The sequence below is a fragment of the Nocardia heshunensis genome, from assembly GCF_054782115.1.
This window is the reverse complement of sequence record NZ_BAAGTC010000002.1, coordinates 343,989-362,954: the sequence shown is the minus strand read 5'-3', so window position 1 is coordinate 362,954 and position 18,966 is coordinate 343,989. Positions and strand designations below refer to the sequence as shown.

The window sequence follows — 18,966 nt, the reverse complement described above, 5'->3', positions numbered from 1 at the left end:
GGGGCCTAGCCCCCAAACCCCTTCCCTCAGCCGAGAGGCTCGGCTACTTGAAGTCGTTGGCGATGATGTTCTCGATATTGCGTTCCGCCAACGCCGTGATGGTGACGAACGGGTTGACGGTCGTCAGACCCGGAATCAGCGAGCCGTCGATGACGTACAGCCCCGGGTACGAGCTGAGCCGCCCGTAGTTGTCGGTGGACACGTTGATCACGCAGCCGCCCAGCGGGTGGTAGACGAAATCGTCACCCCAGGTCTTGTACTCACCGAAGAGGTCGGTCCGGTAGATGGTGGCCTGTTTGGTGTTGATCTTGTCGAAGATCCGCTTGGCGCAGTCGATACTCGGCTGGTTCCAGGCGGTCTGCCAGTTCAGGTCCACGCCACCGGAACCCGAGTTGTAGGAGAAGGTGCCGCGGTTCGGGTTCTTGGTGATGGCCAGGTACAGGCTCGCGAAGGTCTCGATGCCGGCCGGGAACGGCGAGATCTCCGCGAAGGCCGGGCCGCCGCTGTCCGCCCAGTTGTCGATGCCGAGGGTCGGGATGCAGGACTGCAGGCTGCCGGTGGCGTCCCATGCCTGGTTCTGCCGGGCCACCATGACATTGCCGTTGTTGCCCCAGCCGGAGCCGACCGAGTCGGGCAGGTTGGGCAGTTTGCCGGTGGCCTTCTGGGTGACCAGCAGTTTGCTGGTGCCCACGCTGCCCGCCGCGAAGAAGACCTTCTGCGCCGTAACGGTTTTCGACTTCACGGTGTTGCCGCCGGTGTCGATCTGATTCATGGTCACCGAGAACCCGCCGCCGTTGGCCGGTGCGACGGTGGTGACGACGTGCTGCGGCACGATGGTCACCTTGCCGGTGCCGGACGCCGCCGCCAGGTAGGTCTTGTCCAGGGAGTTCTTGCCGTGGTTGTTGCCGTAGATGACCTCGGCGTTGAGCGCCGACTTGGTGGCGGTGCCGGCCTGCTCCTGCTTCATGTAGTTGAAGTCGTAGACGTTCGGCACGAAGGTGGTCGAAAACCCGGACGCCTCGGCCGTTTTCTTCCCGACCCGCGCGAACTGGTAGCAGTCGGCGGATTGCCACCAGGTCTGGTCGACGTTGTTCACCTTCAGCCCGGCATTGGCCCGCGGGTAGTAGGTGCTGTACATCGAGCCCGCGTCCACCGACGGCAGGATGCTGGCGAAGTTCTCCTGTTTGGGCGTCACCGCCATGCCGCCGTTGACCAGCGAGCCGCCGCCGACACCGCGCCCCTGGTAGACGCGAATCCCGCTGAACTGCTCGGCATCCAGCACACCGGTGTAGCTGGGGATCGACTTGTCGTAGGGCGCGCCCATGAAGTGGTTGATCGGCTGGACGGTTTCGGTGCGCAACCAGAAGGATCGGCCGTCCGGCTTGAGCATGTTGCAGAAGACATTGCCGTCGGACCCGGGCTGAGTCCAGGACATGCCCTTCTCGACCATGACGACGCTCTGCCCGGCCTGCGCCAGCCGCAGCGCAGCGACCGCGCCGCCGTACCCGGTGCCGATGACCAGGACCGGCATGGTGTCGCCGTCGTTGATCGACCCGGTTGGTAGAGCTCTGGCCGATGGCATCTTCGGTAGTAGTGCGGCCGCCCCCAAAATGACACCTGTTGCAGCTAGGAACCCCCGTCGGCTGACATTGCTGCCAAAGACACTCTTGCCGGGGGTTTCATAGGAAAGACCACGCACTGAAAGACTCCTCATCGAGACGGCGATGAGAACCTGTTATAGGCGGTGTGAAAGACCTACGGGTCAGTTTCGGCAAAGATCGAGTTCAGTGCCGAGGACCGAGCCGGATTTCGAGACCCGAAGAAAATGAGCGAGATCCCGAAGAAACGAAAAAGCCCCCCGGATATCCGGGGGGCTTCACCTTGACTGCGACCCTGACGGGACTCGAACCCGCGACCTCCGCCGTGACAGGGCGGCGCGCTAACCAACTGCGCCACAGGGCCTTACACATCACCAGGCCACCGGGCCTTGCAACGTGGTAGACGGTATCACGGGCCCCGTATTAACGGGAAATCAGCTGGTCAGGCGATCAGCGGCGGCGGCGATGCGCTCGTCCGTCGCGGTCAGCGCGATGCGCACGTGCCGATTGCCCTGCGGCCCGTAGAACTCGCCGGGGGCGGCCAGGATGCCGCGTTCGGCCAGCCAATCCAGGGTCGTGCGGCACGGTTCGTCGCGCGTCGACCACAGGTACAGACCCGCCTCGGAATGGTCGATGCGGAATCCGGCGCGCTGCAAGGCATCTCGCAGCACCGCCCGCCGCGCCCGGTAGCGGTCCTTTTGCTGGACCTCGTGGGCGTCATCGCCGAGTGCCGCGGCCATGGCCGCCTGGATCGGGTAGGGCAGCATCATGCCGGAGTGCTTGCGCACCTCCAGCAGCTCCGCCACCAACTCCGGATCACCGGTCACGAAACCGGCCCGGTAGCTCGCCAGATTCGAGGTCTTGGACAGCGAATGGATGGCCAGCAGCCCGGTGTGGTCGCCGTCGCACACCTCGGGATCGAGGATGGAGACCGCGCGGCCCTCCCAGGCCAGGCCCAGGTAGCACTCGTCGGACGCCAGCACCGCGCCGCGCTCGCGAGCGAACTGCACCACCTTGCGCAGGTGGTCGACGCCGAGCACCTTGCCGGTCGGATTCGACGGCGAGTTGAGGAAGATCAGCGCCGGGCGCTCCGGACCGAGCTGCGTGGTGCCGTCGGCGCGCACATAGCGCGAACCGGACAGCAGCGCGCCGACCTCGTAGGTCGGGTAGGCGACCTCCGGGATGACGACGAGATCCTGTGCGCCCAGCCCGAGTAGTCGCGGCAGACCCGCGATCAGCTCCTTGGTGCCGATGACGGGCAGCACGGCGGCCGGGTCCACCCCGGTGATCCCGAACCGCCGCTTCAGCGCCGAGACAACGGCTTCGCGCAATTCGGGCGTCCCGTGCGTGGTCGGATAGCCGGGCACCTCCGCCACCGACGAAAGCGCCTCGCGGATCAGCGGATCCACCGGATCCACCGGTGTCCCGACCGAGAGGTCGACGATGCCGTCCGGATGCGAAGCGGCCTTCGCCTTCACGGAAGCGATGGTGTCCCAAGGAAAATCGGGTAGCAGAGCGCTCACCCGGCCACGCGCGGTCAAAAGCTCGACCTACTCGCTGGCCATCGGCGGCAGGGCGGCGATGAACGGCGGGTCGTAGTCGACCTTGCCGACCTTGGTGGCCCCGCCCGGGGAACCCAGATCGTCGAAGAAGTCGACGTTGGCGTTCACGTAACCGGCCCACTGATCCGGGGTGTCGTCTTCGTAGAAGATGGCTTCCACCGGGCAGACCGGTTCACACGCACCACAGTCCACGCACTCGTCCGGTTGGATGTACAGCATGCGTCCGCCCTCGTAGATGCAGTCCACGGGGCATTCCTCGATGCACGCCTTGTCCTTCACGTCAACGCACGGTTCAGCGATGATGTACGGCACTGCCGTTCTCCTAGTCTGTCCTCACATGCGGGATACTCCGCCCGGCGAAACCCTATACTCCCCCGCCTCCCCGGGACTTCGGCGGGCGGCTTGGAGCCGCTCACCGCTAACAACCCGGGCCGGCGGTTGGGAGCCGAACCGATTTTGGACGTACCCGGTGAGGTACCCCCAGCGCAGCGAAATCAGTTGTCACGTTCCGAACGCTGCGAGTTGGTTCGGCGCCCCTCAGCTTCCCAGCAGCGTCGCTGAGAGCCCAGTGTGTGCCCGGTTCTGCGGTACACCGTAGGTGGTGGTGCGTTGGCGGACCGGACGACCGATACCCGACGCGATCTCCGTCAGTTCTTCGACCGTCTTGGCCGAACCATGTTCGGAGCCGGCCATGCGGGAGATGGTTTCCTCCATCAGAGTGCCGCCGAGGTCGTTGGCTCCACCGTTCAGCATGAGCTGGGTTCCCTTGATACCTAGTTTGACCCAGCTCGTCTGAATATTCTCGATACGGCCGTGCAACATGATCCGGGCCAGGGCGTGCGCGGCGCGGTTGTCGCGGACCGTGGGGCCCGGACGGGATGCGCCCGCCAGGTACAGCGGGGCGCTCTGGTGCACGAACGGCAGCAGCACGAACTCGGTGAAACCGCCTGTCTCGTCCTGGATTCCGCGCAGCACCCGCAGGTGGCCCACCCAGTGCTTCGGGTTGTCCACGTGCCCGTACATCATGGTCGAGCTGGAGCGGATGCCGACCTTGTGCGCGGTGGTGATGACATCGATCCACGCCGAGGTGGGTAGCTTGCCCTTGGTGAGCACCCAGCGCACCTCGTCGTCCAGGATCTCGGCGGCGGTGCCCGGAATGCTGTCCAGCCCGGCCTCTTTCAGCGCCGTCAGCCAATCGTGCACCGACTGGCCGCCACGAGATGCGCCGTTCACGATCTCCATGGGGCTGAACGCATGCACGTGCATTTCGGGGATACGGGCCTTGATGGCGCGCACCAGATCGGCGTAGCCGGTGACCGGCAGCTCCGGATCGATGCCGCCCTGCATGCAGATCTCGGTCGCACCCTCGACCCACGCCTCCCAGGCGCGGTCGGCGACCTCGGTCGGGCTCAGGCTGAAGGCATCGGCATCACCCTTGCGCTGGGCAAACGCGCAGAAGCGGCAGCCGGTATAGCAGATATTGGTGAAGTTGATGTTCCGGTTGACGATGTAGGTGACGTCGTCGCCGACGGTGTCGCGGCGCAGCTGATCGGCCAGCGCGGTAATCGCTTCCAGGGCCGGGCCGTCGGCGGTGGCCAGGGCCAGATACTGGTCGTCGGTCAGGCCCGCCGGATCCTTCTCGGCGGCGTGCAGGGCGGCCATCACGTCGGCGTCGAAGCGCTCGGGCGCGGCCACGGCCAGCTCGAGCACCTGCTCGCGAATGGATTCCCAGTCGCCGAAGGCACCCAGCGCATCCTCGGCAATCCCGGAATCACTGCGGGATTCGGTGAGGCGGCCCTCGGAGTCGATGGCGGTGTTCAGGTCGATGCGGCCGACCGATTCCCAGTCGTGGTCGGGCTCCTGCCAGGGCAGGCCCGAGGGCTTCACGTCGGCGGCCAGGCCGGTCACCGGATCAGCCAGTGCCGCAACATGCTTGGCAACGCGCGGATCGATCCACGGATGGCCCGCGAGCACATACTTCGGGTGCGCGGTGATGCGCTCGGTGAGCACGAAACCGGCATCCGCAGTGACCTGCGCGAGGGTTTCCAGGTTCGGCCAGGGCCGTTCCGGATTCACGTGGTCGGGGGTCAAAGGAGATACCCCGCCCCAGTCGTCGATGCCCGCGTCGAGCAGCGCCCGGCATTCCTCCAGCGACACCAGATTCGGCGGGGCCTGAATACGCATCTTCGGGCCCAGCAGCAGCCGGGCCACCGCGATGGTGGCCCGGAATTCCTCCAGATCGGCGTCCGGGGTGTCGCGCATGGCGGTGTTCTGCTTGGCCAGGAAGTTCTGGATGATGACTTCCTGCACGTGCCCGAACGCCTTGTGCACCTTGCGGATCGCCAGGATCGACTCGGCGCGCTCGACCAGGTTCTCGCCGATGCCCACCAGGATGCCGGTGGTGAACGGCACCGAGAGGCGGCCCGCGTCGGTCAACGCGCGCAGCCGTACCGCCGGATCCTTGTCGGGCGAACCGTAGTGCGCCTGACCGGGTTCGGTGAACAGCCGGGTGGAGGTGGTCTCCAGCATCATGCCCATGGACGGTGCCACCGGCTTGAGCCGCGACAGCTCCTCCCAGCTCATCACGCCCGGATTCAGGTGCGGCAGCAGGCCCGTCTCCTCCAGCACGCGAATCGCCATAGCGCGCACGTAATCCAGGGTGGAGTCGTAGCCGCGCTCGTCGAGCCACTGCCGGGCCTCCGGCCAGCGCTCCTCCGGACGGTCACCGAGCGTGAAAAGCGCTTCCTTGCAGCCGAGTTCGGCGCCCTGGCGGGCGACCTCGAGAATCTCGTCGGGCTCCATGTACATGCCCTTGCCCTGCGCACGCAGTTTGCCGGGCACGGTGACGAAGGTGCAGTAGTGGCACTTGTCGCGACACAGATGGGTAATGGGGATGAACACCTTGCGGGAGTAGGTGATCGGCAGGACCTCCCCCGCGTACCCGGTCTCACGCAGTCCGGCGTCGCGCACCCGCGCGGCCGAGGTGGTCAGATCCTCGAGGTCGGCGCCGCGGGCATGCAGCAGCACCACCGCTTCGTCGAGGTTGAGCGTGGCGCCGTCCCGGGCCCGGCGCAAAGCGCGGCGCATCGCCGACGCGTTGGGCGGGTTCGGCGGCAGGCTCGGGTTCGCAAGATCCGTCACGCCCTCGATCATGCGCCATCCATCCGACTTATCCGACTCGGGTGCCATGGAACGGGCAAACCTTGCACCCCCTGCCGTTATTCCTGGGCCCCGATGCGAGTATTCGTACTCACTGAGATCAACGGTTCAATTTTCAGTCGCGGTGAAATAACCTCGGGCGATTCGCTTCGCTGAAGAAGAGGGAGAAACCTTCGTGCTCGCGAAAATCCGCCGCGCCGCCGTCGTCGCCGGGCTGGGCACCACCGCCCTGCTGACCATCGCCACCAGCACCGCCTTCGCCTTCGGGCCGGTGCCGCCCGCCAACCCCTACCTGGGACCGGAGGGCACCGCGACCATGCACGGCGACTCCGAGGCCTCCGACACCACGCCCCTGCCGGGCGTCGGCACCGGCGGCGTCAATGCCGACTTCCACGAGGAGGGCGCGGCCTGCCCGACCATCCTGCAAGGGGCGGACGGTCTCCCGCAGGCACTGTGCACCAAGGTCACCGACCGCGCGCCGGAAGTGCTGCTGCTGGATCCGAGCAACGGCAACACCCTCGCCCACCTCGATCTCACCAAGGGCAGTCTGCTCGGCGGGGTCTACGCCTACCTCGACAATCACGACCAGTTGGTCACCGTCGACGGCTCCGGCAGCCTGCTGCGCATCGCGCACCAGCGTGGCTCCGACGGCTCGTGGTCACTGTCGATCGCCGCGAAAACCGATGTGACGCAGGCGGTCGCCGGGCACTGCGGCGGCGGCAGCTGCGACGAGGTCAGTTCGGTATCCCCCGACTATCAGGGCCGGGTGTGGTTCGCCACCGACAATGCCGCGGCCGGATTCGTGAACACCGACGGCACCGCGCACTCGATCGTGCTCGCGCCCGGCGAAATCGTCGCCAACAGCATCGCCACCGCGCCCCAGGGCATGGCCGTGGCCACCGACCATGCGCTGTACCTGCTCACCGTGGACGCGAGCGGTAACCCGCAGATCGCGTGGCGGCAGGCCTACGACCGCGGCCCGGCTCGCAAGCCCGGCCAATTGAGTTGGGGCACCGGCGCTACACCCACCTTCTTCGGGCCGGGCAACGGCACCGAATACCTGACCATCACCGACAACGCGGCGACGAAGGAGAACCTGCTCGTCTTCGACACCGTCTCGGGTAATCAGGTCTGCTCGGTGCCCGCCATCGACGGCACCGAGAACTCGCCCATCGGCTCGGGCAGCAGCGTGTTCGTGGCCAGCACCTACGGCTACCCGTACCCGGCGCTGCCCGCCAACGCGGGCCCGAGTCAGCCCGCGAGCGCACCGATCTCGGGCGGCATGACCCGCATCGACGTCACCGGCTCCGGCTGCACCGTGGTCTGGACCAACACCGTGCCCTCCTCGGCGGTGCCGCGACTGTCCGTGGCGGACGGCAAGCTCTACACCTTCACCCGCCACGGGCTGCTCAGCGGCAGCGGGCTGTTCAACGGCAGCAGCAGCGGGAGCGCCAGCGGCAGCGCGGGCGTGACCGACAACTACAGCTTCGCGGTGATCGACGCCAACACCGGCAAGCTCGATACCGAGCAATACGTCGGCGCGACCACGGTGAACGACACCCTGCAGATGGTCGGCACCATCGCGCCCGGGCGAATCCAGTACCAGGGCACCACGACCGGGCTCTACCGGATCACCCCCAAGTAGCGGAACCGGGGCGTCCAGTCCTCGCCCCGTAACAACCGCCTCCGGGGGCGGATTCATGCAAGCATGGGCAGCATGTCCCAGCCCATCGCCCCCGGCGGCATCCTGGCCGATCCGTCGCGGCGTCCCAGCCCACGCGCCAAACTGCTGTGGGCGCTGAGCGCCGCGCTGTCCTGGGTGGTCCCGGTCCTGGGGGTGGGCATCTGGGCGCTGTTCGACAGCCACCGGCGCGGCGTGCAGGCGCTGGTGCTGGTAATCGTGGTGCTGGCAGCGGTATTCAGCATCGTGGCCATCCCGCTGTGGCGCTACGCCGTGCACCGCTGGGAGATCACCGACGAGGCCGTGTACACCCGCACCGGCTGGTTCACCCAGGAGAGCCGGGTCGCGCCGATCACCCGCGTGCAGACCGTGGACACCTACCGCGGGCCGCTGGAACGACTGCTGGGACTGGCCACCGTCACCGTCACCACCGCCTCCTCGGCGGGAGCGGTACACATCAGCGCGCTCGCCCTGGCCGACGCCCGCGACACCGTCGCCCAACTCACCGCCATCGCGGCACAGCATCGGGGGGATGCGACGTGAACCAGCCCGGCGATCCGGACGTCAATGCGGATTCCTATCCGACAGAAGTACTTTCACCGGTCCCCGGACCGCGTGACGCCGACACGCAGTCCTGGCAGCGACTCGACAAACGCATGCTGCTGGTGCACCCGGTCACCGAGCTCGTGCGCTACATCCCGATCCTGATCGCCTCGTTGCTCGCGGGCGCGCGCAGCGACAATCCGACCTGGAGCCTGGGCGTGGTGGCGGTCATCGTGGCCTTCGCGCTCACCCGCTGGTTCACCACCACCTACCGGATCACGCCGGAGAACGTGGAACTGCGCACCGGACTCGTTCAGCGCAAACGACTTTCGGTTCCGCGCAACCGGGTGCGGTCGGTGGACGTGCAGGCCGATCTGCTGCACCGGGCGCTCGGGCTGGCGGTACTGACCATCGGCACCGGACAGCATGCGGAGAAGAAGGACCAGTTCAAACTCGATGCGCTGGACGCCAAGCTGGTGCCGGAGTTGCGGACCGCGCTGCTGGCACACACCCGCGCAGGCTCGGAATCTGGTGCTGTCCAAGCGATCACAGACCAGGCCGGCACACCGACGACTTCGGACGACGAACGTCCCGGCGTGGAAATCGCACACTGGCAACCGGATTGGGTGCGCTACGCGCCGCTCTCGTTGACCGGCTTCGCGATCATCGCGCCGGTCGTGGGCCTGGCCTTCCAATACGGTTTCGCCCAGCTGTTCCTGAAGTCCGGGACCGTGCAGGATGTCGGCCACCGCGGCGCGGGGGTCATCGCCGCCGTCGTCGCGCTACTGGCCGTTGCGCTGGTCGTGGTGGTGAGCCTGGCCGCCTGCGCCCGCTACCTGATGACCTGGTTCGGGCTGAAGGTCCACGACAATGGCAAGACCCTGACCATCCGGCACGGCCTGTTCACCACCCGGCAGACCACGCTCGACCTGGCTCGCCTGCGCGGCGCGACCGTCAACGAGCCGCTGCTGCTGCGGCTGGCCCGGGCCGCCGAGCTCGAGGCCATCATGGTCGGCACCAGCCCGCGTCAGAAGATCCTGCCGCAGGCCCCGCGCAGCGCCGTGAACCGCACCCTGGCCCATCTGCTCGGCACCGGCTCCGCCCGGCGAGCGGTCGCCCATGATGAAGCGGATTCCTTTGCGACGGTGCAGATTCCTGCCTTCGCCGGTGCGGGGCAGAACCAGATCGCCGAGCTCATCGATACTCCGCTGCAAGCGCACGGTCCCGCCGCGCATCGCCGCCGCTACACCCGCACTTTGGGCCCGCTCGCGGTGATCGCGGCGGTGCTGCTCGTGATTTCCCTTGCGGGCGGCCATCTTCCGATCTGGCTGTGGGTCGTGCTGGCGGTCGCGGTGCCGATCGCGGCGGCGCTGGCCTGGGATCGGTACCGCGGCCTCGGGCACGCCGTCATCCCCGCGGTCAACGGCAATCCCACCTGGCTGATCACCCGCAGCGGCTCACTGGACCGCGACCGCGACTGTCTGGAAGCGCCGGGCGTCATCGGCTGGACCGTGCGGCAGACCTTCTTCCAGCGCCGCGCCGGGGTCGCGACCGTGGTGGCCGCTTCCGCCGCGGGCAAGAAGCGGTACCACGTCATCGACCTGCCGCTCGATCAGGCGTGGACGTTGATCGACGCGGTCACGCCCGGGATCAACCCAGCACCGGGTAGTTCGAGCGAATCACCGTCTGCGGGTCCCGCTCCCGCTTGATCGCACGCAACCGGTCCAGGGTCGCCGCGTCGAAGGCGGCGGCCGCGGACTCGCCCGGGGCCAGGAAGGTGAAGGGCTTCTGCCCCGGCAGCAGCGCACCGAACTCCGCAACCAGCGCAGCCGTCTTGGCGTGCACCGCATCTCGCAGTTGCGGCAGGCCGAGACCGAGGGTGGAGATCAGGTAGCCGTCGGACAGCGCGCCGCGCGCACCCGCGGTGGGGTGGGTCAGGGCACCGCCGAGGTGGCGGACCTGCAGGCTCACCAGCGGCGCGACCGAGGTGCCGAGAATGATCTTCTCGGCCTCCGGGGACAGGTCGCCGAGCAGCTCGCCGCGGGTGATGGCCGGGCTGGGGTCGGTCGGCTCCTGCGTGATGGTGCCCAGCTCCGCCACCGACATGGCGGTCCGGGTATCGGTGAGCGAGCCGCCGATCCGGTCCAGCACGGACGCCAGGGTGCGGCCCCGCTCCGGGTCACCGAGGTACGCGAGGTCCACGCCCACCATCTCCGGGGCCCCCGGGAACTGGAAGCGGTTGAACCACACCGACAATTCATCGGGCGCACCGGAAGTCAACTCGCGGAAGGCATCCCATACCTCGGGCAGCCTTTCGGCGGTCCAGGTGATGCGGCCACCGTACAGGCCGGGCGCGGGGAACAACGCGAACTCGAGCCCCGTCACCACCGCGAAATCGCCACCGCCGCCGGACAATGCCCAGAACAGGTCCGGGTCGCTGTCCGCGGTCACCCGGGCCGGGCGACCCTGGGCATCCACGATCTCGAAGGCGCGCACCGCATTCGAGGCCCAACCGTACTTGCGGGCGAACCAGCCCTTACCGCCGCCCAGCGTATAGCCGGTCACCCCGACCACCGGATTGCTGCCCGCCAGACCGGTGAGGCCGTGCTCGGCCGCGGCCGCCTGCACCTGTCCCCACAGCACGCCCGCACCGGCCCGCGCCACCCGCGCGACCGGATCGATCTCCAGCCCGTTCAATGCTCCCGTCCGCAGCAGGATCGCCTCGTCCACCCCGGCGCTGGCGCCGTGACCGGTCGGCTGGGTGATCACCGCGCGGCCCGCGGCTCGCGCGAAACGCACCACCGCCGCGACATCCTCGGCGTCGGCGGCCTCGACCACCGCGGCCACCGGCTGCGTGACCGCCAGGCTCCACGGCCGGGCGACCTGCTCGAAATCGGCGTCGCCGGAAGCCAGTACCCGGCCCCGGACGGTGCTGCGCAGTTCGTCGAATCCCATCGTCATCCCTCGCTCGTCGTCGTTATCTCTGATTGATCATCAACGCGATTCATCAAGAGGACGAGACGGGACGCCGGACTGTGACACCGGCGAGCGGCGATCACGCTATGGGCTCGGTCACACCTTGGCGGCCGGTCCGGCCGTCGCCAGCCGTGCGGTGGCCCGGTAGTACAGGTACATGCCCGCGGGCAGCAGACCGCAGATGAGCAGCAGCATGGTGGGCCAATCACCCATGAGCAGCGCGTAACCGCTCGGGCTGAAACCGGCGCAGACCAGGAAGGCCAACGCCCACACCAGCAGTGGCAGGGCCATCACGCCGAAGCGCTTGGTCGCCACGCCCATGCCCATGACGAGCAGCACGTTGATCACCGCGGCAGCCAGGGCCGTGAACGGCAAGGGAATCGCACCCGCGGTCGCGGCATCCGCCAACGGTCCCGCCGCCATCACCGGCGCGGTCTCGGGCAGATGGGCCTGACCGGCATACAGCGGCAGGAACAGCACCTCGAACCCGAGCGTGATCACCGCATCGACCAGCAGCAGGGCCATGATCACCGCGTTGAATACCGTGCGCAGCGGCGAATTCCCGGTCAGCGCGTCGCCCGTCCGGGCTCCGACGGCCGCCGTCACGGCACCGGCGGGAAACCGAGCAGGGTCAACAGCTGACTCTGCATGTCCACGAAGCCGTACAGCACCGAGAGATACAGCTCGTGCTGCCACTCGAAGTAGGGCCGCTGACTCTCGACGAAGGCCGCGATGGCATTTTGCAGATCCCAGTTATACATGGCTCATCAGTCTCTCATTCCAGCCCGGCGAAGAGATCGTGTTCGCGGCCGTCGGGGCCGAGTGGGCCGCGCTCACCACGTACCAGAATGTAATGCTCCTCCGGCAGCACCGGTTGAGCTACGTCGTTCGAGAGCGCGAATTCCCGGCCCGACGGGGCCACGGTCACCTGGGTGGCGTGCGCCCGCAACGCGGCCCGCTTGGCGGCCAGCACATCCGACACATCCACCGTGGTGGTCACGGAATCCGCGAGGACACAGGCCAATTCGCCGGTGTTCGGCAACCGCCAGCCGCGTGGCAGCGCGCCCGGCAGCTGATCCACGGTGCGGCGCTTGAGCGCCTCGGTGTGCATGGCCAGCACGGTGCCGTCGGTGACCGTCCAATACAGCTTCGGGACCGTCCAGCCCCAGTCCGCCGCGGCATCCACCGCGGCCATGGTGATCTCGTGCGCGCGAATGTGATCCGGGTGCCCGTAGCCACCGCGGGGGTCGTAGCCGATCACCACGCGGGGCCGCAGCTCCAGGATCACCTGGACCAGGGCATCGGTCGCGGCGTCACCGGAGTTCACGAAGGCGCGGGGATTGCGCGCCGAGGGCGTCCCGGCCATGCCGGAGTCGCGCCAGCGGCCCGCACCACCCAGAAAATGCGGGGTGCCGGCATCCAATTCGGCCAGCGCCCGGGTCAATTCGAGGATGCGGTAGCCGCCCAGCTGATCGGCCTGCCCGGCCACCAGGTGCGCGTACTCGTCCCCGATGACCTCGCCCTCCTCGCCGAGCGTGCAGGTCACCACGGTGACCGGCACGCCGCGCTTGCGATAGTGGGCGATGGTGCCGCCGGTGGTGATGGACTCGTCGTCGGGATGCGCGTGCACCAGCAGCACCCCGTGCGTGGCCGCGCCCTGCAGGTTCGTGCCCTGAGTGCTCACGGCACCCTCCGCCAGTTGGCGGCATCGGCGAAGATGCCGGTCTGGATCGCACCGCTGAGCGAGGCCCCGTCCACGCGCGGACCGGCCGCGGCCACCTGGGTGTCCTGCACGATCGGCAGCACGGTCGCCAGCTCCCACAGCTTGGGTTCGGCGTCCCCGATCACCTTGCCCACATCGATGCCGCGCAGCGCGGTGTCGATGGCGGCCTGCAGCGTCGGATCACACACGCCCGACAGGTTGGACGGCGACTTCTTCACGCCGTCGACCACCGCGGAATCACCGTCGCCGGGCTGCGGCACGGGCGCACAGCCGTAGCGGGAGGCCAGCACGGTCGCCGGGTCCTGGCCGGTGCGCTCCCAGCCGACCACCGCGTCGACCCCGACGTCGGTCAGTTCCTTGCCGTAGAGCTGCGCGGCCGAGACACTCCGCACGATGACATCGATTCCGGCACTGCGCAATTGGTCCGCCGCCGTATTCGCGACCGCCAGGGTGGTGGTGTCACCGTCCACCGCGCCGATCCGCACCGTCAGCGATTTGCCGTTCTTGGCCAGCGGACGCGGTTGCGGCGCAGGCGAAGTCGCCGACTGTGCGGCGGGAGTCTCCGCGCCCCGGGCGAATCCGGCCTCGGCCAGCAGCCCGAACGCGTCCTCCTGACTCAGTCGCGGCGGCTCGGTCGCCACATAACCCGGATCCGACGGCGAAAGCACCTGCGCGCGTACCGGTTCCACCCAGCTGCCGGTCTGCGCGCCGACCGTGGCCAGCAGCACCGGATCCAGCAGCCCGAGCACCGCGCGCCGCACCCGCACGTCGGCCAGATCACCGCTGCGGCCATTGAGTACCAGCTGCATTTCCCGCGACTGCGCCATCATGGCCGTGCGCACCGACGGGATCGCGGCCAACTGCGCCTGCAACGCCACCCCGCCGTGCACCAGCGCCATCTGCGCGTCCCCGACCCGCAGCGACTCGGCCACCTGCGCGGGAGTTCCGCCGCGCCGCAACAGGATCTGATCCGGCTGCGCGGGCGAACCCCAGTAGCGGTCATTGCGTTCGAGCAGGATCTCCTCGCGGCCGCGATCGGCCTGCTTGATGCGGAACTGGCCGCCCGAGATCCGAATGGTGTCGATGAGCCCCTGCTCGAACCCGGAGTCCTTCACCAGATGCTGCGGCAGCAGATCCGCGAACAGCTGATGCCAGGCCGGATAAGGCTGGGTCATGGTGACGGTCACGGTCTTGCCGCCCGCCGACGAACTCACATCCGAGATCAGCCGATACCCGGCCGGATCCACCACCCCCGGCTGCGAAATCATCTGCTGCCACAGGTATTTGAAGTCCTCGGCCGCAATCGGCGCGCCATCGGACCAGGACGCCTCGTTCTTGATCTGGTAGGTGATCGTGAACGGCTCCTGCGAGGTCACGTCCGCCGACACCATCAGCGCGGGATCCAGATTCCAATCGGTCCCGCCGGGAATCCCCGGTGTCGGCGTCGGCCGGAACGGACTCGGCAGCACCATCGACGCCACCGCCGCCGTAGCGGGCGAGAGCTGCGACAGCAGATGCGGATTGAACCCGATCCCGATGTCGTCGACCGCCACCACGACCGACTTGTTGCCGGGCTTGGCAGGCTGCGTCTTGGGACTGTCCGTGGACTCGATAGGCGGCGGCGGATTCGCGGTGCAGCCGGTCGCGACCGCCAACAGCGTCGCCACCAACAACAGCACCACACGCACCGATGCGCGCCTCCGGGCACCCGCTCTCACGTTCGGCACCTTACCCGCCTCTCCGGGCCTTTAGCGCGCAGCTAACAGCCGTCGCTCGTCGGGCACGCGACCGGCGGTTGAGAACCGAACCGATTCTGGGCGTGCCCGACGAGTTACCCCGATCGTCACCAAATCAGCTGCCGCGTGTCGAACGTGACACGCGGCGACTTACTAGAGCGCAGCCTTGTCCCGCGCCTTGCGGCGGGAGATCTCGCGCTGGCGGTCGTTGGCGTTCAGGGTGACCTTGCGCACACGCACGATCTCCGGGGTGACCTCGACACACTCGTCGTCGGTGCAGAACTCCATCGCCGACTCCAGCTCCAGCTGCAGCGGCTTGGCCAGGGTCTCGAACACGTCGGCCGTGGCGGACCGCATGTTGGTCAGCTTCTTCTCGCGAGTCACGTTGACGTCGAGATCCTCCGAGCGCGGGTTGATCCCGACCACGTGGCCCTCGTAGGTGTCGGCGCCCGGCTCCACGAAGAACTGACCGCGGTCGGCCAGCTGGATCATGGCGAACGGGGTGACCGAGCCCGCGCGGTCGGAGACCAGCGAGCCGGTGTGGCGGGCGCGGATCTCGCCGGCCCACGGCGCGTAACCGTCGAACACGGCGTTGGCGATGCCGGTGCCGCGGGTCTCGGTGAGGAAGTCGGTGCGGAAACCGATCAGGCCACGCGACGGCACGATGAACTCCATGCGCACCCACCCGGCCGAGTGGTTGCTCATCTGGACCATCTTGCCCTTGCGGGCGGCCAGCAGCTGCGTGACGGCACCCAGGTACTCGTCCGGGCAGTCGACGGTCAGCTCTTCGAACGGCTCGTGGGTCTTGCCGTCGACCTGCTTGGTGACCACCTGCGGCTTGCCGACGGTCAGCTCGAAGCCCTCGCGGCGCATCTGCTCGACCAGGATGGCGAGCGCGAGCTCACCACGGCCCTGGACCTCCCAGGCGTCCGGGCGGCCGATGTCGAGCACGCGCAGCGACACGTTGCCGACCAGTTCCTGATCCAGCCGCGACTTCACCATGCGGGCGGTCAGCTTGTGACCCGACACCCGGCCGACCAGCGGCGAGGTGTTGGTACCGATGGTGACGGAGATCGCCGGCTCGTCGACGGTGATCTTCGGCAGCGCGATCGGGTTGTCGACGTCGGCGAGGGTGTCACCGATCATGATGTCCGGGATGCCCGCGATGGCGACGATGTCGCCGGCCACGCCCTCTTCGCCGGGCTGACGCTCGACGCCGACGGTCTTGAGCAGCTCGGTGATCTTGACGGTCTTGACGCCGTCACCGTGCATCCAGGCCACGTTCTGGCCCTTCTTCAGGGTGCCGTTGTAGATGCGCACCAGGCCGATACGGCCCAGGAACGGGGAGGCGTCGAGGTTGGTGACGTGGGCCTGCAGCGGCTTGGTCGGGTCGCCCTTCGGGGCGGGCACGTACTTCATGAGGACCTCGAACAGCTCGTCGAGGTTCTCCGCGTCCGGCACGGTGCCGTTCTCGGGGCGCTTGGTGGAAGCGACGCCCGCGCGGCCGGAGGCGTAGAGCACCGGCAGGTCCAGGGCCAGCTCGGCGGCTTCCGAGGCCTCGTCGTCGAGGTCGGAGGCCAGGTCCAGCAGCAGGTCGTGGGATTCCTCGACGACCTCTTCGATGCGGGCGTCCGGGCGGTCGGTCTTGTTGACCACCAGGATGACCGGCAGCGAGGCGGCGAGCGCCTTGCGCAGCACGAAGCGGGTCTGCGGCAGCGGACCCTCGGACGCGTCGACGAGCAGCACGACGCCGTCCACCATGGACAGACCGCGCTCGACCTCACCACCGAAGTCGGCGTGGCCGGGGGTGTCGATGACATTGATGACGGTGACCGATCCGTCGGCGTTATGCCGGTGAACAGCGGTGTTCTTGGCGAGAATGGTGATGCCCTTCTCGCGCTCGAGGTCACCCGAGTCCATCACTCGGTCGACGAGTTCGGCGCGTTCTGCGAACGCACCGGACTGGCGCAGCATGGCGTCGACCAGTGTTGTCTTGCCGTGGTCGACGTGCGCCACGATGGCGACGTTGCGGAACTCGACAGACGACACGTTTGATTCCTCCTGGTGAAAAGTTGTTGCCGACCCGGATGGGTCTCATGCGTGGGGCTGCCTACTACGAGACATGGCGAACCCCAACCGGGCATGCGGCAAGCTACAGATTACCTGGAGTACCAAGTCACACGTTTAATGGGCTGAGGTTAGGTTAAGCTAACCAACATGGGCAAGGTGAAGGCGAAGGACGTTTCGGGTCTGAAGCCGAAGAAGAAATGCTGCCGCAAGAAGACGCGGTGCGTGAAATGCCCCGTGGTCATCATGCGCATGAAGAAGGCGGAATCCGCGGGCTGCTGCGGCAAGGAACTCAAGAAGTGCCTCAAAGCCGCACGGGCGGCGTGATTGCGGAGTAGACCGGGATCATGAGTCCCGTGCCGCTCTCCGACGACGACATCGCCAAGGCCCTCACCGAACTGCCCGATTGGTCCCGCGTAGGCGACAGCATCACCCGCACCATCGAGGCCTCCTCGTTCCTGGCCGGTATCGAGCTGGTGCGCCGGGTGGCCGCGGCGGCCGAGGCCGCCAATCACCATCCCGATATCGATATCCGCTGGCGGCGAGTCACTTTCACGCTGTCGACCCACGACGCCGGCGGTCTCACGCCACTGGATATGGCTCTCGCTCGCGAGATAGATCGGCTGCGGGCGCAGGGCTGAACCGCGCCACCGCGATCATCCAGGCGAACAGCACCAGCACGCCGAGCGCGTTCGACGCGCCCAGCCACGCCAGGTACCAGGGACGCGAGATGTCCCACATCGATTTCTGCAGCACACCCAGCATCCACGGAATCCCGACGATGGTGTTGAACAGCCAGAACGCCGTCATGAGCCGCGCGCCCACGGCCTTGCGCAGCGGACCGTAGCGCAGCCACAGCACCAGCGGCACCAGACAGATCCAGTGGTGCGACCAGGAGATCGGCGCCACCATCATGCCGAACAGTTGCACGATGATCAGCAGTCCCAGCCGGTCGTCGGAACGCAGTGCGCGCCAGGCGAAGAAGGCGAGCACGGCGGTCACCAGCACGGCCGATTCCCACAGCAGCCCGGACCCGATGTCGTGCCCGGCGATGCGGGACAGCGCGCCGCGCAGCGACTGATTGATCACCGAACCGACCGGACCGATGCGATGCGGGTCGTTGACCAGCTGCCCGAAGTATTTGTCGGTTTCCCGCGGCGTGAGTAGGTAGGTCAGGCCCATCGTCCCGAAGAAGGCCGCCGCCGACGCGACCACCGCGAGCCACTGCCGGCGCGCCACGAAATACAGGCCGGTCATGGCCGGGGTCAGCTTGATCCCCGACGCCACGCCGACCAGCAGACCCGCCAGCCACCACCGGGTACTGCGGGCCGCGAGCATGGCCAGCAGCACGATGAATACGTTCACCTGGCCGTAGTCGAGCGTCGAGCGCACCGGTTCCAGCCACAGACCGCCCGCGGTCCACGCGATTGCGGCTGTGCGCCAGGACTGTTCGCGCATGGCCTCGCGGCCGACCATCATCTCCAGCGCGATCCATACGATGCCGAACAGCGCCGCCGCGGTGGCCAGCAGCCAGCCGACGGCCACCACGTCGAACGGCAGAAAGTGCAACGGGTACAACAGCAATGCCGCGAATGGGGGATATGTGAACGGTAGCGGAAATTGTGGGGAACGACTGGAATCGGTCCATTCGTAGAGATTTCCGCTGAAGAGGTTCGCGGACCCTTCGACGTAAACGTGCAGATCGACCAGGATCAGGTTGCTGGGGAAGAACAATGCCCACCACAGGCGCAGCAGTATCGAGATGCTGAGAGCGGCGGAAGCCAGCCAGAGACGTCGATTCAACGCATGAACTTTCGAGCCGGATGGATCACCGACCGGAGTTCACGGCTGGCGAGAACGCCTTGCGGCGCGCCGTAAGAGTAAGGACGCCAGCGAATTTCGCGCGCGGCCCAAATGTCCA

The 18,966-nt window shown here is 67.6% G+C and carries 16 protein-coding genes and 1 tRNA gene; 5 read left to right on the top strand and 12 right to left on the bottom strand.

Annotated elements, in window-relative coordinates; all coding sequences use genetic code 11:
• Positions 1–43: 43 nt before the first annotated feature.
• The 5 genes from ACYVN4_RS01750 to ACYVN4_RS01730 all read right to left on the bottom strand — a co-directional run bounded on the left by ACYVN4_RS01750 (position 44) and on the right by ACYVN4_RS01730 (position 6,313).
• Positions 44–1,582 (bottom strand): GMC oxidoreductase, encoded by a 1,539-nt coding sequence (locus ACYVN4_RS01750; protein ID WP_460717438.1) that lies wholly within the window; start codon positions 1,580–1,582, stop codon positions 44–46.
• A gap of 306 nt (positions 1,583–1,888) precedes the next feature.
• A tRNA-Asp gene (locus tag ACYVN4_RS01745) sits at positions 1,889–1,962 on the bottom strand.
• Between the two features lie 70 nt (positions 1,963–2,032).
• Complete coding sequence (dapC, locus tag ACYVN4_RS01740; RefSeq protein WP_460717437.1) at positions 2,033–3,121, bottom strand: succinyldiaminopimelate transaminase; 1,089 nt, start codon at positions 3,119–3,121, stop codon at positions 2,033–2,035.
• Between the two features lie 27 nt (positions 3,122–3,148).
• Positions 3,149–3,472: a ferredoxin gene (gene fdxA / locus ACYVN4_RS01735; protein ID WP_040812194.1), complete on the bottom strand. Its 324-nt coding sequence runs from the start codon at positions 3,470–3,472 to the stop codon at positions 3,149–3,151.
• A 225-nt stretch (positions 3,473–3,697) separates the two neighbouring features.
• Positions 3,698–6,313, bottom strand: a complete 2,616-nt coding sequence (locus tag ACYVN4_RS01730) for a bifunctional FO biosynthesis protein CofGH (RefSeq protein ID WP_460717435.1) — start codon at positions 6,311–6,313, stop codon at positions 3,698–3,700.
• Positions 6,314–6,494: 181 nt separating this feature from the next.
• On the opposite strand from ACYVN4_RS01730, the gene ACYVN4_RS01725 reads away from it, so the two are divergent.
• The 3 genes from ACYVN4_RS01725 (at position 6,495) to ACYVN4_RS01715 (ending at position 10,252) form a co-directional block, all read left to right on the top strand.
• Complete coding sequence (locus ACYVN4_RS01725) at positions 6,495–7,964, top strand: hypothetical protein (protein WP_460717434.1); 1,470 nt, start codon at positions 6,495–6,497, stop codon at positions 7,962–7,964.
• A gap of 72 nt (positions 7,965–8,036) precedes the next feature.
• Complete coding sequence (locus tag ACYVN4_RS01720; RefSeq protein WP_460717433.1) at positions 8,037–8,543, top strand: PH domain-containing protein; 507 nt, start codon at positions 8,037–8,039, stop codon at positions 8,541–8,543.
• On the top strand, positions 8,540–10,252 hold the full coding sequence (locus ACYVN4_RS01715) for a PH domain-containing protein (protein WP_460717432.1): 1,713 nt from the start codon (positions 8,540–8,542) through the stop codon (positions 10,250–10,252). Before ACYVN4_RS01720 ends, ACYVN4_RS01715 begins: the two co-directional genes overlap by 4 nt.
• On the opposite strand, the gene ACYVN4_RS01710 is transcribed toward ACYVN4_RS01715, so the two are convergent.
• The 6 genes from ACYVN4_RS01710 to typA form a co-directional block, all read right to left on the bottom strand.
• Positions 10,194–11,504: an FAD-binding oxidoreductase gene (locus tag ACYVN4_RS01710; RefSeq protein WP_460717431.1), complete on the bottom strand. Its 1,311-nt coding sequence runs from the start codon at positions 11,502–11,504 to the stop codon at positions 10,194–10,196. The two genes, ACYVN4_RS01715 and ACYVN4_RS01710, sit on opposite strands and share 59 nt — an antisense overlap.
• A 111-nt stretch (positions 11,505–11,615) precedes the next feature.
• Positions 11,616–12,125 (bottom strand): hypothetical protein, encoded by a 510-nt coding sequence (locus ACYVN4_RS01705; RefSeq protein WP_460717430.1) that lies wholly within the window; start codon positions 12,123–12,125, stop codon positions 11,616–11,618.
• A complete protein-coding gene (locus tag ACYVN4_RS01700; RefSeq protein ID WP_326306468.1) occupies positions 12,122–12,280 on the bottom strand; it encodes a hypothetical protein in 159 nt (52 codons plus the stop codon). Before ACYVN4_RS01700 ends, ACYVN4_RS01705 begins: the two co-directional genes overlap by 4 nt.
• Before the next feature lie 14 nt (positions 12,281–12,294).
• Positions 12,295–13,203 carry an N-acetyl-1-D-myo-inositol-2-amino-2-deoxy-alpha-D-glucopyranoside deacetylase gene (gene mshB / locus ACYVN4_RS01695; protein ID WP_460717429.1) on the bottom strand — a complete coding sequence of 303 codons (909 nt, stop codon included), beginning with the start codon at positions 13,201–13,203 and terminating at the stop codon, positions 12,295–12,297.
• Entirely contained in the window at positions 13,200–14,930 is a 1,731-nt protein-coding gene (locus ACYVN4_RS01690) for an ABC transporter family substrate-binding protein (RefSeq protein ID WP_460717428.1), read from the bottom strand. The genes mshB and ACYVN4_RS01690 overlap by 4 nt, the downstream gene beginning before the upstream one ends.
• A gap of 201 nt (positions 14,931–15,131) precedes the next feature.
• A complete protein-coding gene (typA, locus tag ACYVN4_RS01685; protein ID WP_460717427.1) occupies positions 15,132–17,027 on the bottom strand; it encodes a translational GTPase TypA in 1,896 nt (631 codons plus the stop codon).
• A gap of 168 nt (positions 17,028–17,195) precedes the next feature.
• Here typA and ACYVN4_RS01680 point away from each other — a divergent pair, with 168 nt between their 5' ends.
• Positions 17,196–17,372 carry a hypothetical protein gene (locus ACYVN4_RS01680; protein ID WP_379362538.1) on the top strand — a complete coding sequence of 59 codons (177 nt, stop codon included), beginning with the start codon at positions 17,196–17,198 and terminating at the stop codon, positions 17,370–17,372.
• 20 nt (positions 17,373–17,392) lie between these two features.
• Positions 17,393–17,686, top strand: a complete 294-nt coding sequence (locus ACYVN4_RS01675; RefSeq protein WP_460717426.1) for a 4a-hydroxytetrahydrobiopterin dehydratase — start codon at positions 17,393–17,395, stop codon at positions 17,684–17,686.
• Here the strand turns inward: ACYVN4_RS01675 and ACYVN4_RS01670 are convergent.
• Entirely contained in the window at positions 17,628–18,848 is a 1,221-nt protein-coding gene (locus tag ACYVN4_RS01670) for a mannosyltransferase (protein WP_460717425.1), read from the bottom strand. The genes ACYVN4_RS01675 and ACYVN4_RS01670 overlap by 59 nt on opposite strands.
• Between the last annotated feature and the right edge of the window lie 118 nt (positions 18,849–18,966).

Coding starts and splice junctions, on each gene's coding strand:
- ACYVN4_RS01750 (WP_460717438.1), bottom strand. CDS start 1,582: ATGCCATCGGCCAGAGCTCTACCAACCGGGTCGATCAACGACGGCGAC.
- ACYVN4_RS01730 (WP_460717435.1), bottom strand. CDS start 6,313: ATGATCGAGGGCGTGACGGATCTTGCGAACCCGAGCCTGCCGCCGAAC.
- ACYVN4_RS01720 (WP_460717433.1), top strand. CDS start 8,037: ATGTCCCAGCCCATCGCCCCCGGCGGCATCCTGGCCGATCCGTCGCGG.
- ACYVN4_RS01710 (WP_460717431.1), bottom strand. CDS start 11,504: ATGACGATGGGATTCGACGAACTGCGCAGCACCGTCCGGGGCCGGGTA.
- ACYVN4_RS01700 (WP_326306468.1), bottom strand. CDS start 12,280: ATGTATAACTGGGATCTGCAAAATGCCATCGCGGCCTTCGTCGAGAGT.
- ACYVN4_RS01680 (WP_379362538.1), top strand. CDS start 17,196: ATGGGCAAGGTGAAGGCGAAGGACGTTTCGGGTCTGAAGCCGAAGAAG.
- ACYVN4_RS01675 (WP_460717426.1), top strand. CDS start 17,393: ATGAGTCCCGTGCCGCTCTCCGACGACGACATCGCCAAGGCCCTCACC.